Consider the following 15,382-nt stretch of genomic DNA (forward strand, 5'->3'; position numbering starts at 1 on the left):
ATATCGCAAGTCTGGCGCTAAGCAAAATAAAGCCTCCAGAGATAGCCAAGGAGCTAATATGCAACAACTAGGTAATAACCCCACCACGGTAAGTGGTGCCGGCTATTTTTTCAAAGGCATGTCATTGGCAATGCAACCAGGGACACGCCGTTTCGTTTTACTGCCGCTGCTTGTCAATATTGTCTTATTCGGCACCGCTTTCGGTTTGGTATTGACGCAACTTGGCACATGGATTGATGGCTGGATGAGTTACCTGCCGCAATGGATGGATTGGCTATCTTATCTACTATGGCCGCTACTTGCCGTCGCGACCCTGGTGACCTTCTCCTATTTGTTCAGCACTATTGCCAACTGGATTGCGGCGCCGTTTAACGGACTGCTGGCTGAACACCTCGAGGCCAAGCTTACCGGCAAACCCGCACCGGATACCGGCGTGACAGAGATCGTCAAAGATCTCCCCCGGATCATGAATCGCGAATGGATCAAGCTAAAATACTACCTACCCAAAGCTATCGGCTTGTTTATCCTGCTCTGGATCCCGGCGATTGGCCAAACCGTTGGTCCTGTTCTGTGGTTTTTGTTCAGCGCATGGATGATGAGCATCCAGTACGCAGACTACCCGTTTGACAACCACAAGGTGCCATTCCCCACCATGCGCGATGCACTAAAGGCGAATCGCGGAAAATCACTCAGCTTCGGTAGCCTGGTAATGCTCTTTACCATGACGCCATTGTTAAACCTTGTTGTCATGCCAATTGCCGTCTGCGGTGCCACGGCGATGTGGGTTGACCACTACCGCGCTCAATACCGCCTCCATTAAGCTCATTGGCCATAACGCCTCTTTATATAGCCAGGCTATTTGCCCATTTTGGTCAAACCAGCCTGGCTATATAACATTAAGCTATATAACAATAAGATATAACCACAAGTTCCTTTTCAACTTCAATTCAGGCGTTATGCTTAATGACACACATCAAATCATGTCATTTACTGAACGTGTTACGAAGGAACGACAACAATGAGCAAGATTTACGAAGATAACTCCCTAACTATTGGTAACACACCGCTAGTTCGCCTAAATCGTGTCAGCAAGGGCAACGTTCTTGCTAAGGTAGAAGCTCGCAACCCTAGCTTCAGTGTTAAGTGTCGTATTGGCGCAAACATGATCTGGGATGCTGAAAAGCGCGGCATTCTAAAAGAAGGTGTTGAACTGGTTGAGCCAACCAGTGGTAATACCGGTATCGCTCTTGCCTTTGTTGCAGCGGCACGCGGCTACAAGCTAACGCTTACCATGCCTGAGAGCATGAGCCTTGAGCGCCGCAAATTGCTGAAAGCCCTTGGTGCCAACCTAGTTTTGACCGAAGCCCCTAAAGGCATGAAGGGTGCTATCGAAAAAGCAGAAGAAATCGTGGCTTCAGCGCCTGAGAAATACCTACTGCTTCAGCAGTTCAATAACCCTGCCAACCCAGAAATCCACGAAAAAACCACTGGCCCAGAAGTTTGGGAAGCTACCGAAGGTGAAATCGACGTATTCGTTTCTGGCGTAGGTACCGGTGGTACGCTGACGGGTGTAAGCCGTTTCATCAAGCAGCAAAAAGGCAAAGCCATCACGACTGTGGCGGTAGAACCAAGTGAGTCACCAGTGATCACTCAAACCCTAAATGGCGATGAAGTGAAGCCGTCTCCGCACAAAATCCAAGGTATCGGCGCAGGATTTATCCCTGGCAACCTAGACCTTGCACTTATCGACGAAGTACAACAAGTTAGCTCTGAAGATGCCATTAACATGACCCGTCGCTTGATGGAGGAAGAAGGTATCTTGGCAGGTATTTCTTCTGGTGCAGCCGTAGTAGCAGCAAATCGCGTTGCAGAAAGACCGGAATTTGCAGGCAAAAATATCGTAGTCGTTCTACCAAGTTCAGGTGAGCGTTACCTATCATCTGCACTATTTGCTGGTATCTTCACCGATAAAGAAACCCAACAGTGATCACATTTTTTGATGATAAAACATCATTAGCAGTCTAAAAGCTCCCCACGGGGGGCTTTTTTGTTGCATTTGTAGCGTAGCTTTAATATAACTGCCATGTGTTTTATTTTTAGCTTCGAAATAAAAGGTCAATTAACGACCATTTCGAAGTAAAGGAAAGAGAGAAAAGTCACAAAAGATTGACTTGGATTAACTTCCGACACCTAACTGATGGGGTAATTTATACTCCAAGTTAGCGAGCTTAGCATAAAGCGGTTAAGCTTACTTTCAGTTACGTCAAATTATTAAATAATATCTATATCGGGGTGAAAAATGTATCAGAAGCAAGTTGAGATCACTGCAGAAAACGGCCTACACACTCGTCCAGCTGCACAGTTCGTTAAAGAAGCTAAAGCATTCGACGCGGACATCACAGTGACTTCAAACGGTAAAAGCGCAAGCGCTAAGAGCCTATTCAAGCTTCAGACTCTAGGTCTAGTTAAAGGCACAGTAGTTACTATTTCTGCTGAAGGTGCTCAAGCTCAACAAGCTGTTGACCACCTAGTTGCTCTAATGGACGAACTGCACTAATACGCAGTCTGTTTATTACTTCCCCTAGTTTTAAGTATATTTAAGGTAAGGCTATGATTTCAGGTATCCTGGCATCTCCTGGTATTGCTTTTGGTAAAGCACTACTTCTGCAGGAAGAAGAGATTGTTCTAAACAAAGCTCCAATCGCTGCAGACCAAGTTGAGAGCGAAATTCAGCGTTTCTTCGACGCTCGAAAAAAATCTTCTGAGCAACTAGAAGTTATCAAAGAAAAAGCACGTGTGACCTTCGGTGAAGAGAAGGAAGCAATCTTTGAAGGCCACATTATGTTGCTGGAAGATGAAGAGCTTGAAGAAGAAATCATAGCCTTCATTAAAGAAAACAATGCATCTGCTGACTTGGCGATCCACTCTATCATTGAAGAGCAGGCATCAACCCTTGAGTCGCTAGATGACGAATACCTAAAAGAGCGCGCAACCGACATCCGCGATATCGGTAACCGTTTCGTGAAAAACGCACTGGGTATCAGTATTGTTAACCTAAGCGCTATCAACGAAGAAGTGATTTTGGTTGCTAACGACCTAACACCTTCTGAAACTGCGCAAATCAACCTAGATTACGTTCTTGGCTTTATTACTGATATCGGTGGCCGTACTTCGCACACCTCTATCATGGCACGTTCTCTAGAGCTACCAGCTATCGTTGGTACTAACGACATTACAGCTCAGGTTAAGAACGGCGACATGCTTGTTCTTGATGCAATCAACAACACGATTGTAATCAACCCATCTGATGATGAGCTAACCAAATTCAAAGCTATCCGCGACGCGCACATTGCTGAGAAAGAAGAACTAGCTAAGCTAAAAGATCTTCCTGCAATCACGCTTGACGGCAAGCAAGTAGAAGTTTGCGGCAACATCGGTACAGTTAAAGACTGTGACGGCGTTAACCGTAACGGCGGCGAAGGTGTTGGTCTTTACCGCACTGAGTTCCTGTTCATGGACCGTGATGCCCTTCCAACTGAAGATGAGCAATACGCAGCTTACAAAGAAGTTGCTGAAGCCATGCACGGCGAGCCAGTGATCATCCGTACTATGGATATCGGTGGTGACAAAGATCTACCATACATGGATCTGCCAAAAGAAATGAACCCGTTCCTAGGTTGGCGTGCAGTACGTATCAGCCTGGACCGTCGCGAAATCCTACGTGACCAGCTACGCGGTATTCTACGTGCATCTGCACACGGTAAGATCCGCATCATGTTCCCGATGATTATCTCTGTTGAAGAAATCCGCGAACTGAAGAAAGCTATCGAAGAATACAAAGCAGAACTACGCGCTGAAGGCCACGCTTTCGACGAAAGCATCGAAATCGGTGTAATGGTTGAAACACCTGCAGCGGCAGCAATTGCACACCACCTAGCGAAAGAAGTTGAGTTCTTTAGTATTGGTACTAACGACTTAACCCAGTATACTCTTGCAGTTGACCGTGGTAATGAGCTGATTTCTCACCTTTACAACCCACTATCGCCTGCGGTACTTACTGTGATCAAGCAAGTTATCGATGCTTCTCACAAAGAAGGTAAGTGGACAGGTATGTGTGGTGAGCTAGCTGGTGATGAGCGTGCAACCCTACTACTTCTAGGTATGGGTCTGGACGAGTTCAGCATGAGCGGAATTTCTATTCCACGCATTAAGAAAATTATCCGTAACGCTAACTTTGCTGATGTAAAAGCTATGGCTGATGAAGCTCTAGCAATGCCTACTGCTGCTGAGATCGAAGCACACGTAGAAAAATTCATCGCAGAAAAGACCATCTGCTAATATAGCAGCAGATAAAATAAAAACGCTTAGGAGCAACGATATGGGTCTGTTTGACAAATTGAAGAAGCTGGTTTCTGACGACAACGCTGAAACTGGTGCTATTGAAATCATCGCACCACTTTCTGGTGAAATCGTAAACATCGAAGATGTGCCAGATGTAGTTTTCGCAGAGAAAATCGTTGGTGACGGTATCGCTATCAAACCAGCTGGCAACAAGATGGTTGCACCTGTAAACGGTACTATCGGCAAAATCTTCGAAACTAACCACGCTTTCTCTATTGAGTCTGACGACGGCATCGAGCTATTCGTTCACTTCGGTATCGACACTGTTGAACTGAAAGGTGAAGGCTTCACTCGCATCGCTGAAGAAGGTCAAACTGTAAAAGCTGGCGACACTATCATCGAATTCGATCTAGCTCTTCTAGAAGAAAAAGCGAAGTCAACTCTTACTCCAGTTGTTATCTCTAACATGGACGAAATCAAAGAGCTGAACAAGCTATCTGGTGCAACAACTGTGGGTGAAACTCCAGTTCTACGCATCAAGAAGTAAGATTGTTTCAATCTTTGCTAAAAGCGCTGCCCTCGGGTGGCGCTTTTTGTTTGCCGATAAAAAATCCCCGATCAGCGATCGAGGATTCATTCAAAGTCTAGCTCCATAGGGCCATAGAGCCGCTTTTGCTCTTCCGTTCTTATAACGAATTCAGCATCTCAACCGACGGTGCAAAGAAGTATGCCCCTGTTACAGCGGTGGTGAATCGCAGCAGCTGGTCAGTCTTGCCGTCTGTCGCACCGTACATGCTCTCCAACATCGCATTGAAGTTATGCTGGGTATTACAGTAGGCAATGAACAATAAGCCGTGATCACCGCTTACCGTGCCGTATGGCAGGCTGTGACGTACAATCTTCAGCCCCTTGCCTTCTTCTTTGATATCAACACGGCCTACATGCGAGGCTGCAGGTACATCTTCCAGCTCAACAGAGTCAGGCTTGGTACGGCCCACGACTTTTTCCTGAGCTTGGATATTAAGGCGGTTCCATGCAGGTAGGTTGTGCACAAAGCGCTGCACCATCACAAAGCTACCACCGGCGAAGTCACCGTCTTGGATCAATGCGACATCTTGGCGCGCTTCTAGTGTTTTAGGGTTTTCGGTACCATCGATAAAGTCGGTCATATCACGAGAGTCTAGGTATTTGAAACCGTAAGTCTCGTCCATGATTTCTACGAACTCGGCAATTGGCTGCATGAACTGGCGAAGTAGGTAGAAATTCAGATCGTGGCGGCTAGAGTTAACGTGCAGCAAGATATCACCACCTGTCGCAGGCGCCGTCACGTCCCCTTCACCCAGCGCCTTGAAATCTTCAAAGCCTGCTGGCGTGCCTTTCTCAAGCGCATGCCAGAACGTTTTGCCAAAGGCCACACTTGCACGTAGATCAGCATGTGGCTGCTGCTCGTTCAATGATGAAACTAGCTGGTGAAGCTGCTGACATTGCTTAACCACCGCCGCATTCTCAGCCGTGACCTTCATCACGACGTAAAGGGCGAATGGACCTGCTTCAGGTAAAATCAAAGGTTGCGCCGTTGCCATAATATTCTCCTAGTATGAACAGCTTATTATTTTATTGCTCCTGATTATAACTCGAAAACACGGCCTGACGTTGATCATCGTCAGCCTGTTTCCCGACATCACTGATTAGGAAAGAAAAAAGGGTTCAGAAATAAAAAAACGCCCCATTAAGGAGCGCTCTTTAGCCAATCATTCAGTCTTATACCGATGTCACTTCAACCTGAAGCTTCACTTGTTTGTCGCTGCTATCATCCACCGTCTCAAACAGTGCCGGCGAGTTAAGGCCCGTCGACAAGGTTGGTGAGATAATGGTACGCCAACCGCCATCGTCCAGGCGTTCTTGCACCTTGAACGCAATCTTCACTTCCTCGGCCGAGACTTCCAACAGCTCAGCACTGCCAACCAGTTCGCGCTTGGATTGGTTCGCTTCATCACCAGTACCAAAGAATACAGTTTCTTCGCCTGGTAGCAAAGATAGCGATGTATTCACCGACTGCGTGTTACCACTGGCACCGGTGAGTTCAAAATTCACATCGAGCAACCAGTCAGCCATGGCTAACGGGCTTAATAGAGCACTAAACAGGACTAAGCCTTTACCCCATTCGTTCATTTGTCTTTACCTCTCTAAGGGCTTATCAGCAAATGTATTTTTTACCCGTGAGCTGCGAAAGAGATAGATCCCTAACCAAGTTGTCAGCAGTAAGCTGATAGCCCGGGCCCAGCTAAACTCCCCGTGGGATAGAATCAACTGGTACACTTGCAAAGCACAATCTGTCGTATAGGCGACCAACAAGATTTTTCTGCCGTGGTGCCAAACGTAATTTATTAATTTATTATTTTTGTGTCGTTGTCCGGTCAGCCACATCAACACCATGGCGGGAAGACCGATACCCATGCCGAGATATAGGTTCTCTGGCAAGGGATACAATATTTCTAATACTTGCGCGCCCTGCTGTCGGCTTGCTCCTGCCATGGCAAATATCACCCACGCCTTGGCACTGAAAAAGAAGCACAGCCACAACATTTTTGATGGCTTAAGCAGGCCATGCTTATCGTAAGCCTCAATCATGTAATTCAAACTCGTTCTCCAAACGCTATTGCTATTAAAGCAATGGTGGTTATCGAACGCATTTTCAATAGTTGGGGCCTACCACGCTAGCCGTTATTTGAGTTCAACGTGGAACTGCATCACTCATATTGTGTAGACACGATAAATCATCTCCACTTTACTACCAGCGACAGAGGTAAATTCTGTGGTTCAACGCACTATTTGGTTCATCATCTTGTCGGATGGATCACGTTTTGTGGGATGAGAAACACCGTTTTTCTAGTTTTATTTCAGAAACAGACAACAGCCCCATCAAGGCATGCTTTAGTAACCAAGCCAGACACTGCCATTAACTTTCATGCACTTAGCGATTTATCCCACCAATCACACCCTGTACATATTTTGTTCACATGTTGAAATATTCCTACGGGAAATACTTTTCCTGTCATTTTAAAACAAAATAGTCCCCGCCTGTTTTGATGCGATTGCAGCCCTGTACCCATCAATCCAAGTCGGTATAATTGGCCTAACACCCACTACTTGTGATTACCAATGGCGATAAAAAAACAACAGAGCACGCCTTCTCCAGAAACGCAGGCTGAGGCGATGAAAATTGCCCGTGCAACGCAAAAGCCGGGCCAGACCAAAGAACAAACCAAGCTGATTGCCCAGGGGATCCAGCACGGGATCGAGCAATATAAAAAACAGCAAAAGGCCAAAGCCCGTGAGCGCGACAAGCTTCGCAAGAAGCAAGCAAAAGATAAAGTTCAGCTTCAAGCCGAGCCGTCACACGACGCAGAACTAAGCTCGGCAACACAGCCTTCAGGCCAACCAGCACCACAATGGCTACCGTGGGCACTGTTGGTGCTGTCATGGGTTGGTTTTATCGCTTACCTGCAACTCGGCTAACGATATATACCCAGCAACTGGGTATATCACCTTAAGGAAGAGGGATGTTATGACACACTTTCATTACCGCTATATCGGCATCGCCCTGTTATCAACTGCATTAATCGGCTGCAGCGACAGCAGCAGCCAAGCCAATACCGATGCCGACTCACTCTCAAGATATCGAATCGATCAGATTTGCGGCGAGAAGCCCAACTGTGTTTCGACCCTTGATACACGGGAGGATCACTATCTTGCCCCCTATGAACTAACACAAAGCAATAGCACTAGTTGGGACAAGATCAAACAGCTTGCGCTAACTTTACCTGGGGTTGCTCTCGCAGAAGAAAAAGAGGGATATTTTCGCCTTGAAAGCACCAGTAAAGTCTTCAAATTTGTTGATGACTTTGAGGTCAAGCTTTTGGAACAACAGCTCGAGGTACGCTCGGAGTCCCGTGTCGGCTATTCCGATTTTGGTGTCAATCGCGAAAGAGCCGAGCAGTTTCGCCAACGCCTTGAACAAGCCGATTATATACAAAAAAGTGAATAGTAATAATTGATAATGATTATCAATTAGATCTATACTGTATTTATCAATTTTGAGGTAAATACATGAATCGGATCAGCTTCTTGCTCTTTTGTATCTTAGGGTGCGTATGTATTGCAGTACTTCAGATCAGCGATATGCTTATTTCTCAACATTCAGTGGCAACGTTCCTGCTTGAATGGGCAGCACTGGATCTTATCTGGCTCGTCATACTGACAATAGGTGTTCACCACTATCGCGTGCACAAGCAAGCAACCAACCAAGTCGATAAATATAAAAAAACCATGCCTTAATCAATAAAGCATGGTTTTTGTGCTCGCCTGTCGGCGGCATACCAATCAAGATAAGCTGGTATTAGATATTTTTGTCTTTACCTAGCGATAGCAACCACACTGAACATGCAGCTACTGCAATAAAGCCAGATAAAATGATCACTGGCATGGCCGCATAGCCAAGAACATGCCAAATGATGGATTCAAGTGTACTCATTTCACACCTCGTTTAGCTTGCTTATTGCCAACCTTCGATACCCGACATATCTGGCAGTTTATGGGCAATACCCTTGTGACAATCTACACAGGTCTTGTCGCCAGAAGCCAGTGCTGTTGAGTGCTGCTTGGCACTGCGGCTGCCCTGCTCTGAGAAGTCCATGTATTCGAATTCGTGACAGTTACGACACTCCTGCGAATCATTTTCTTTCATTCGGTGCCACTCACGATTCGCCAGGTAGCCCCGCCGTTCTTCAAACTTCTCTTCTGTACTGATGGTGCCCATGGCAAATGCCACCAGCTCTTTAGAAGCCTGAACCTTGCGAACAATCTTATCTGTCCAGTTGTGCGGTACGTGACAGTCAGAGCAGATAGCACGCACGCCCGAGCGGTTTGCAAAGTGAACCGTCTCACGGATTTCCTTCACAATCGGTGCGTGACAGCCAGCACAGAACTCTTCGGTGTTGGTTGCTTCCATACCGGTGTTGAATGCACCCCAGAACAGCAAGCCGCCCATAAAGCCCATAAACAACACCAAGCCTACAGCCACTTTACTTGGCGATTTCAGCCGACGCCAAAATGTTTTCAATAATTTCATCTTATAGCCTCTCTGGCACTAATAGCTAAAATTAGCGCAGCGCGTCGACACGCTGGAAGTCGTTGCCAACCAATGGCTTCGCATCTGCCTGAGGAACGTGGCACTGTAAACAGAAGTAACGAGCAGGTGACACATCAGACAGCACCTGACCTTCGCGTGGCGACTGGTAGTGAGTCACGCTGATTTTAGTCGCGCCCATTTCGTTGGCGTTTTTCCAGCTGTGGCAAGCCAAGCACTTGTTGGCATTCTTAGAGACTTCGTAGTTGCGAATGGTGTGCGGTACCAACGGCGGCTGGTATACGTAATCGCTGTCAATCGTGCCCTGATCACGCGGGTAGCGCTTCATAGGATCGGCTGCGCGGGTTGCTTCCAACTCGCTTGCACCGCGAAGTGATTCTAGGCCACCGATGCCGCCTGGGTTGTGCAGCTCTTCTGCACTGTGCACAGCACCGGCTAACATCAAGCCAAATGCCATAACTGCAAGAACTAATCGTTTCATTGTCTTCTCCGCCTAAAGGCTAAATTCAGGTCAAGGAAGGGCTGTCCGGCCAATTACCAGACAGCCAACCTATTCAATTTGTTGCGATTTATACTTTGGTGATCTTAACCGGGCACTTCTTGAAGTCGGTCTGCTTCGATAGTGGATCCGTTGCATCCAAAATCAGCTTGTTCACCAAAATACGGGCATCAAAGAATGGGATAAATACCAAGCCCGCTGGCGGACGGTTACGACCACGGGTCTCGACACGACAACGCACTTCGCCACGGCGAGAGGCAACCAATACTTCGTCGCCACGGCGTAGGCCACGAGCCTGAGCATCGTCAGGGTGGATGTAACACAGGGCATCCGGCACGGCTTTATACAGCTCAGGAACACGGCGAGTCATGGTGCCGGTGTGCCAGTGCTCAAGTACACGGCCCGTTGACATCCATAGGTCGTACTCTTTATCCGGCACTTCCGGTGCTGGCTCAAACGGTGCAAAGATGATGTTTGCCTTACCGTCTTTATGACCGTAGAAACGGAAACCTTCACCGGCAGGCACGTAGGAATCATGACCTTCAGAGAAACGCCATTTGGTTTCTTGGCCATCAACCACAGGCCAACGCAGGCCGCGAACCTGGTGGTAAGTATCGTAAGGTGCCAAGTCGTGCGCTTTGCCACGGCCAAACGTCGCGTATTCCTCGAATAGGCCTTTCTGAACATAGAAGCCCTGTGCTTGAGCATCATCGTTCAATGGCTGAGTTTCACTTAGTGGGAACTTATCAACCTGACCGTTCTTGAACAGCATGTCGTACATGGTCTTGCCACGGTACTGAGGGGCTTTCGCCAGTAGCTCTTCGCCCCATACTTCCTCAACGGTGAAGCGCTTCGAGAACTCCATGATCTGCCAAAGGTCAGACTTAGATTCCCCTTGGGTTTCAACCTGCTGGTACCAAGCTTGGGTACGACGCTCGGCGTTACCGTACGCACCTTCTTTCTCTACCCACATTGCTGTCGGCAGTACCAAGTCGGCAGCCTGAGCCGTTGCCGTTGGGTACGGATCAGAACATACGATGAAGTTTTCTGGGTTGCGGTAACCAGGCAGACGCTCTTCGTTAATGTTCGGACCAGCTTGCATGTTGTTGTTACACATGACCCAGTAAGCATTGATCTTACCGTCTTTCAGCATACGGTCGTGCAATACGGCGTGGTAACCTGGTTTTGGCGGAATCGTGCCTTCAGGCAGTTTCCAAATTTTCTCTGCAATCGCACGGTGCTTAGGATTCGCTACCACCATGTCTGCTGGCAGACGGTGGGCAAAGGTACCGACTTCACGCGCCGTACCACATGCCGATGGCTGGCCAGTTAGCGAGAACGGGCTGTTACCCGGCTGAGAGATCTTGCCGGTTAGCAGGTGAATGTTGTAAACCAAGCTGTTCATCCACACACCACGGGTGTGTTGGTTCATGCCCATGGTCCACAGCGACATCACCTTGGTATTTGGATCGGCGTACTGCTTAGCCAGTTCGATCAGCTTCTCTTGCGATACACCTGACATTTCTGACGCTTTCTCTACGGTGTATTCGGCAACAGACGCCTTGTACTCTTCGAACGTCATCGCGTGCATTGCACCCGAGTTAGCGTTCTTCGCTTTCTTCTGGCGAGGATCTTCGTCACGCAGGCCGTAACCGATATCCGTGTCAGCACGCTTGAAGTTAGTGTGCTTGTTCACGAAGTCCCAGTTAACCGCATCATTCTGGATGATGTAGTTAGCAATAAAGTTACCAATCGCAAGGTCGGTCTGCGGCTCGAAAATCATGCCGTTGTCAGCCAACTCAAACGAGCGGTGGTAGTAAGTCGACAGGACGTTTACTTTTACGTGCGGGTTGCTTAAGCGACGATCGGTCAAGCGAGTCCATAGTACTGGGTGCATTTCTGCCATGTTCGAGCCCCACAGCACGAACGAGTCAGCGTTTTCGAAGTCATCGTAGCAACCCATTGGTTCATCGATACCGAAAGTACGCATGAAGCCCACAACCGCCGATGCCATACAGTGGCGTGCGTTAGGGTCGATGTTGTTCGAGCGGAAACCCGCCTTCATCATTTTGGCCGCCGCGTAGCCTTCCATTACTGTCCACTGACCAGAACCAAACATGCCCACACCCGATGGACCGTGCTTCTCCATCGCAGCCTTCCACTTCTCGGCCATCACATCGAATGCTTGATCCCAAGACACTGGCTGGAAGTCACCCTCTTTGTGGTACTTGCCATCTTTCATACGTAGCATCGGCGTCTGAAGACGATCCTTGCCGTACATGATCTTAGATAGGAAGTAGCCCTTGATACAGTTCAGGCCCTTGTTCACAGGTGCTTCTGGATCACCCTGAGTCGCGACAACGCGACCATTCTGGGTACCCACCAGAACAGAACAACCCGTACCACAAAAACGACAAGGCGCTTTATCCCACTTAATTTTTGTTTCATCAGAGCTAACAATTAAGTTAGTGGCTGTTGCCGGCAAAGAAATGCCCGCGACAGCAGCTGCCGATGCAGCGGCGTTTGCTTTCACAAACGCGCGTCTTGTCATTTTCATGAATCATCCTCAGATTGCGAGTCAAAGTGTTCGATTTGGTGATACACTAAAAACGTGTTTAGAACGTGTTCTAAATTATTTATTTTATCAATGGTGTCAGTCACATAGCCTTGATTTTCAGTTTCAAGAACTACAATAACCTTCCCCTCTTCACTGTCGCCGTAAATTTCAGCATTGGGCATCGCTGCGATTTGTTCCTTCACCGATGCCAAAAACTCCGGCTTTACATGAACAACCAAGCTTGAGATGTGTACTTCTTGTAATGCCATCGCTAATTCTCTTCGTTATTATTTGTCACCATGGTTATTGCCGATGTCGGGCATACCGAAATACATGCCCCACACCCCGTACAGGAATCCGTTTCCAAGTTAGGCTTGGCAACACCACCAGGCTGTAGCTTGAACGTAATCGCCTGCATTTCGCACATGTCGCCGCAACTGCGGCACTCAATGTTGCTCAGTGCCAAGCACCCTTCATTGATTTGTGCGACCTGTTGCCACGGTTGCTCCGCTTGCGGGTGAAACAGCAGCTCAGGGCAAATGTCGGCACAGCGGTAGCAAAACGTACATTCACCACGGTCAAAGTCGACAACGGGAAACCCACCGTCGCCCTTGGTAATAATTTGCGTTTCACAGGCATTGATACACTTGTTGCAACGGGTACATTTATCAACAAACGTATCTTCTTCGACAACCCAAGGCATGCGTTGCAGTACTGGCCGACGTCGGGTTAGCAAGCGACGACGAGAGCGATCAAACATTGACTCCGTCCTTCGTAAAGATTTATGAATAAAAATGATGATTACGAGATTATGCCAGCTTAACTTATTGACCTAATGCCTGTGTGACAACCTAAAACGACCCTCTTCATTAATAAGTTGTCATTTTTTTACACGGCAAGTGTAAATCCAGTAACAAATGCTTAAATACCCAGTTAGGGCTAATTGGCGGGGTAAATTGTTTTGGATCAATAAATTCAAACCATAAGAATCACACTATTAACACGCAAACATATAAACGGCGTTAATAATCAATCAGCAAAGCGCATAAAAACACCATATATAATTACTATAGACCAGCCTAGGTCGGATATACTATTAACACGCCACTAAGCTAAAGATTAATAAGGAAAAAACGTGCAGAATAGGCCGCAAAAGCCCGTTACCACCACGATAGCCCGTGCTATGCTCGCAATACTGCTTTTGTCGGTTGCGACCACCAGTTTTGCCCTTCTTACGCTTGCCTCGAGCTTAAACGATGCTGAGGCCGTGAATGTGTCCGGCTCGCTGCGCATGCAAAGCTATCGCTTGGCCTATGACATCGAAACAGAATCCCCGGCCCTGCTTGAGCACCTCGACCAATTCGAAAAGTCCCTTTTTTCGCCATCAATGGCGGCGCTTGAGCACTGGACTGTTCCCACCGATATCAAGGTGCATTACTACAACCTGATTGGCCGCTGGGAGAGCTTGCACCCGCTCCTGAACAACGGCAATGAACGAGCCTTCCTGGCCGAGGTCGAGCAATTCGTCGATCGGATTGACCAATTTGTTTACGAGCTGCAAGAATTTTCGATCATCAAGCTTCAGGTGCTTTCGGTGGTGGGAGGGCTTGGGCTTAGCCTTATTTTGATTGTCGCCCTGTTCACCATTCACTTTACCCAGCGAAAAATCGTTGCCCCGCTCACTGAGCTGGTCAGCGCCAGTGAACAAATTCAGGAAGGGCAATTCAACCTGAGCCTTAAAGTCAAAAGTGATAATGAATTGGGGATCCTGGCCGATACCTTCACCACAATGGCGGCAGAGCTTGGCAAGCTATATCGCAATCTCGAAAAAACCGTCGATGAGAAAACCCGCCGCCTAAGGCAGGCTAATGACTCGCTTCAAGTGCTGTATGACTGCTCGCAAGAATTGAAAGAGAGCCGGCTGACCTCGAAAAACTTCGCAGCCATGCTTGATACTTTGCTGGCCATTGAAGGGCTCACTGCGGCTAAGCTGATCATCGAAGAAAGCAACGGCGTTAACACTGAAATTAATTCAGGCACGCCAACTGAGGGCAACTGGCACTACCAGGACCTTGAACTCGATGGCCAGAGCCTCGGCCAGCTATGGTGGCAATACACCCTGCCGTGCCCCGATCAGCATTTGCTGGAAAATATCTGCCGTACCCTTGCCCGTGGCATTTACTACAGCAAGGCACAAAAACAGGCAGAACAATTATTATTAATGGAAGAGCGTGCTACGATTGCGAGAGAGCTCCATGATTCATTAGCACAATCACTGTCTTACTTGAAAATTCAAGTAACCTTATTGAAGCGCCAACTGGGAGCAAACGACAAGGAAAACGCCATGATAATTATCGGTGACATCGACACCGGATTATCAAATGCCTATACCCAGTTACGCGAGTTGCTAAGTACTTTCCGCCTCACCATCAAGGAAGCTAACTTTGGCGAGGCGCTGATTGAAATGCTCAAACCGCTCGAAGAACAAAGCGATGCCCTGCTTATCATTGATAACCAGCTGTCATCACTCAACCTTGACGCCCAGCATCAGGTTCATTTGCTGCAGTTGATCAGGGAAGCGGTGCTCAATGCGATAAAACATGCGAAGGCAGACGAAATTATTGTCACCTGTCGCCAAGATAATTGCGATGTCACCATTAGCATCAAAGATGATGGTGAAGGGTTCAACCCCCATAATGAAAAGCTCAACCATTACGGGCTCGCTATCATGGCTGAACGTTCATCGCGATTAAACGGAAACTTAGATATTAAAACAACCCAAGGTGCGGGTAGCGAAGTCATCCTCGACTTCCAGCTGGCACCCCAAGGATAAAAG

The 15,382-nt window shown here is 47.8% G+C and carries 18 protein-coding genes; 9 read left to right on the forward strand and 9 right to left on the reverse strand.

Annotation, left to right across the window (positions count from 1 at the left end; translation table 11 throughout):
* Window positions 1–58: 58 nt before the first annotated feature.
* The 5 genes from cysZ to crr all read left to right on the forward strand — a co-directional run bounded on the left by cysZ (window position 59) and on the right by crr (window position 4,888).
* Window positions 59–820: a sulfate transporter CysZ gene (gene cysZ / locus C9I98_RS11755; protein ID WP_036818148.1), complete on the forward strand. Its 762-nt coding sequence runs from the start codon at window positions 59–61 to the stop codon at window positions 818–820.
* A gap of 198 nt (window positions 821–1,018) precedes the next feature.
* Window positions 1,019–1,987, forward strand: a complete 969-nt coding sequence (gene cysK, locus C9I98_RS11760; protein ID WP_036818150.1) for a cysteine synthase A — start codon at window positions 1,019–1,021, stop codon at window positions 1,985–1,987.
* 312 nt (window positions 1,988–2,299) lie between these two features.
* Entirely contained in the window at window positions 2,300–2,557 is a 258-nt protein-coding gene (gene ptsH, locus C9I98_RS11765) for a phosphocarrier protein Hpr (RefSeq protein WP_036817512.1), read from the forward strand.
* A gap of 53 nt (window positions 2,558–2,610) precedes the next feature.
* Window positions 2,611–4,338, forward strand: coding sequence for a phosphoenolpyruvate-protein phosphotransferase PtsI (gene ptsI, locus C9I98_RS11770; RefSeq protein ID WP_036817510.1), 1,728 nt, complete (start codon window positions 2,611–2,613; stop codon window positions 4,336–4,338).
* Between the two features lie 40 nt (window positions 4,339–4,378).
* A complete protein-coding gene (crr, locus tag C9I98_RS11775) occupies window positions 4,379–4,888 on the forward strand; it encodes a PTS glucose transporter subunit IIA (RefSeq protein WP_036817509.1) in 510 nt (169 codons plus the stop codon).
* 139 nt (window positions 4,889–5,027) lie between these two features.
* On the opposite strand, the gene C9I98_RS11780 is transcribed toward crr, so the two are convergent.
* From C9I98_RS11780 to C9I98_RS11790, 3 genes are all read right to left on the reverse strand, one after another.
* Complete coding sequence (locus tag C9I98_RS11780; RefSeq protein WP_036817507.1) at window positions 5,028–5,924, reverse strand: Dyp-type peroxidase; 897 nt, start codon at window positions 5,922–5,924, stop codon at window positions 5,028–5,030.
* A 178-nt stretch (window positions 5,925–6,102) separates the two neighbouring features.
* Entirely contained in the window at window positions 6,103–6,513 is a 411-nt protein-coding gene (locus tag C9I98_RS11785) for a hypothetical protein (RefSeq protein ID WP_036817505.1), read from the reverse strand.
* A 6-nt stretch (window positions 6,514–6,519) separates the two neighbouring features.
* On the reverse strand, window positions 6,520–6,972 hold the full coding sequence (locus tag C9I98_RS11790) for a DUF2919 domain-containing protein (RefSeq protein WP_245907146.1): 453 nt from the start codon (window positions 6,970–6,972) through the stop codon (window positions 6,520–6,522).
* A gap of 531 nt (window positions 6,973–7,503) precedes the next feature.
* On the opposite strand from C9I98_RS11790, the gene C9I98_RS11795 reads away from it, so the two are divergent.
* From C9I98_RS11795 to C9I98_RS11805, 3 genes are all read left to right on the forward strand, one after another.
* On the forward strand, window positions 7,504–7,860 hold the full coding sequence (locus tag C9I98_RS11795) for a DUF2956 domain-containing protein (protein WP_081879062.1): 357 nt from the start codon (window positions 7,504–7,506) through the stop codon (window positions 7,858–7,860).
* Window positions 7,861–7,909: 49 nt separating this feature from the next.
* Window positions 7,910–8,389, forward strand: coding sequence for a DUF1499 domain-containing protein (locus tag C9I98_RS11800; protein WP_107272015.1), 480 nt, complete (start codon window positions 7,910–7,912; stop codon window positions 8,387–8,389).
* Window positions 8,390–8,451: 62 nt separating this feature from the next.
* Window positions 8,452–8,679, forward strand: a complete 228-nt coding sequence (locus C9I98_RS11805) for a hypothetical protein (protein WP_107272016.1) — start codon at window positions 8,452–8,454, stop codon at window positions 8,677–8,679.
* A gap of 61 nt (window positions 8,680–8,740) precedes the next feature.
* Here the strand turns inward: C9I98_RS11805 and C9I98_RS11810 are convergent, their stop codons facing one another.
* The 6 genes from C9I98_RS11810 to napF all read right to left on the reverse strand — a co-directional run bounded on the left by C9I98_RS11810 (window position 8,741) and on the right by napF (window position 13,306).
* A complete protein-coding gene (locus C9I98_RS11810) occupies window positions 8,741–8,875 on the reverse strand; it encodes a TIGR02808 family protein (RefSeq protein ID WP_081878961.1) in 135 nt (44 codons plus the stop codon).
* 21 nt (window positions 8,876–8,896) lie between these two features.
* Window positions 8,897–9,472: a NapC/NirT family cytochrome c gene (locus C9I98_RS11815; protein WP_036823838.1), complete on the reverse strand. Its 576-nt coding sequence runs from the start codon at window positions 9,470–9,472 to the stop codon at window positions 8,897–8,899.
* Window positions 9,473–9,503: 31 nt separating this feature from the next.
* Window positions 9,504–9,947, reverse strand: a complete 444-nt coding sequence (locus tag C9I98_RS11820; RefSeq protein ID WP_420848098.1) for a nitrate reductase cytochrome c-type subunit — start codon at window positions 9,945–9,947, stop codon at window positions 9,504–9,506.
* A 112-nt stretch (window positions 9,948–10,059) separates the two neighbouring features.
* The gene (gene napA / locus C9I98_RS11825; protein ID WP_036823833.1) at window positions 10,060–12,546 is read right to left on the reverse strand and encodes a periplasmic nitrate reductase subunit alpha; all 2,487 of its coding nucleotides are present in this window, start codon (window positions 12,544–12,546) and stop codon (window positions 10,060–10,062) included.
* A complete protein-coding gene (locus C9I98_RS11830; RefSeq protein ID WP_036823830.1) occupies window positions 12,543–12,815 on the reverse strand; it encodes a chaperone NapD in 273 nt (90 codons plus the stop codon). The genes napA and C9I98_RS11830 overlap by 4 nt, the downstream gene beginning before the upstream one ends.
* A 2-nt stretch (window positions 12,816–12,817) precedes the next feature.
* On the reverse strand, window positions 12,818–13,306 hold the full coding sequence (gene napF, locus C9I98_RS11835) for a ferredoxin-type protein NapF (RefSeq protein WP_036823827.1): 489 nt from the start codon (window positions 13,304–13,306) through the stop codon (window positions 12,818–12,820).
* Window positions 13,307–13,681: 375 nt separating this feature from the next.
* On the opposite strand from napF, the gene narQ reads away from it, so the two are divergent.
* Window positions 13,682–15,379 (forward strand): nitrate/nitrite two-component system sensor histidine kinase NarQ, encoded by a 1,698-nt coding sequence (narQ, locus tag C9I98_RS11840; protein ID WP_036823824.1) that lies wholly within the window; start codon window positions 13,682–13,684, stop codon window positions 15,377–15,379.
* Window positions 15,380–15,382 lie beyond the last annotated feature (3 nt).

It is taken from the genome of Photobacterium sanctipauli (assembly GCF_003026495.1).
GTDB lineage: Bacteria > Pseudomonadota > Gammaproteobacteria > Enterobacterales > Vibrionaceae > Photobacterium > Photobacterium sanctipauli.